Origin of the sequence: Shewanella sp. Isolate8 (assembly GCF_022398495.1) — a bacterium.
GTDB lineage: Bacteria > Pseudomonadota > Gammaproteobacteria > Enterobacterales > Shewanellaceae > Shewanella > Shewanella aquimarina.
In genome coordinates, this window is the sequence record NZ_JAKEVI010000012.1 from 1 (window position 1) to 976 (window position 976).

Sequence of the window (976 nt, forward strand, 5' to 3'; positions counted from 1 at the left end):
TTCTTTTCCTAAGGGTACTTAGATGTTTCAGTTCCCCTCGTTCGCCTCATTAAGCTATGTATTCACTTAATGATGACAGCTTATGCTGCCGGGTTTCCCCATTCGGACATCGTTAGCTCAAATGCTTGTTACTAGCTCGCCAACGCTTTTCGCAAGTTACTACGTCCTTCATCGCCTCTGACTGCCAAGGCATCCACCGTATACGCTTAGTCACTTAACCATACAACCCAAATGAGTTTCATCTGAGTTACATCGCAACTAATGGTTTCAACTTTCGCCAAAAGAATACTCAAGTCACTTGATTAAAGTGTGTTTTGAGAACTCAATTATTTTTCGCAATAACCTTTCGGTTATTACTATCAGCTTTCCAAATTTTTAAAGAGCGGGCTTAAAAAAGCCAAAGATAAATTCTGCATTTATCTTTGGCATCTCTAACCTAAACTGCATGCTCTCATCAAAGAGCAAATGGTGGAGCTATGCGGGATCGAACCGCAGACCTCCTGCGTGCAAGGCAGGCGCTCTCCCAGCTGAGCTATAGCCCCATTACATGCAGCGAGAATATACGTTTAATACCTAATCTTTCCGTAGAAAGATTGGTGGGTCAGAGTGGACTTGAACCACCGACCTCACCCTTATCAGGGGTGCGCTCTAACCAGCTGAGCTACAGACCCAACGTCATTCTCTATCTTCTATCAAGTAATCTGTGTGAACACTCAACAAATATCAATCAATCGTATAGGTAAGGAGGTGATCCAGCCCCAGGTTCCCCTAGGGCTACCTTGTTACGACTTCACCCCAGTCATGAACCACACCGTGGTAAACGCCCTCCCGAAGGTTAAGCTATCTACTTCTGGTGCAGCCCACTCCCATGGTGTGACGGGCGGTGTGTACAAGGCCCGGGAACGTATTCACCGTAGCATTCTGATCTACGATTACTAGCGATTCCGACTTCATGGAGTCGAGTTGCAGACTCCAA

General features: G+C 45.9%; 2 tRNA genes and 2 rRNA genes. All 4 read right to left on the reverse strand.

What is annotated here, in order from left to right:
- A 23S ribosomal RNA gene (locus L1D43_RS19780) occupies window positions 1–220 on the reverse strand; the annotation flags it as partial.
- Window positions 221–466: 246 nt separating this feature from the next.
- Window positions 467–542, reverse strand: a tRNA-Ala gene (locus L1D43_RS19785).
- Between the two features lie 52 nt (window positions 543–594).
- A tRNA-Ile gene (locus L1D43_RS19790) sits at window positions 595–671 on the reverse strand.
- A 69-nt stretch (window positions 672–740) separates the two neighbouring features.
- Window positions 741–976, reverse strand: a 16S ribosomal RNA gene (locus L1D43_RS19795); the annotation flags it as partial.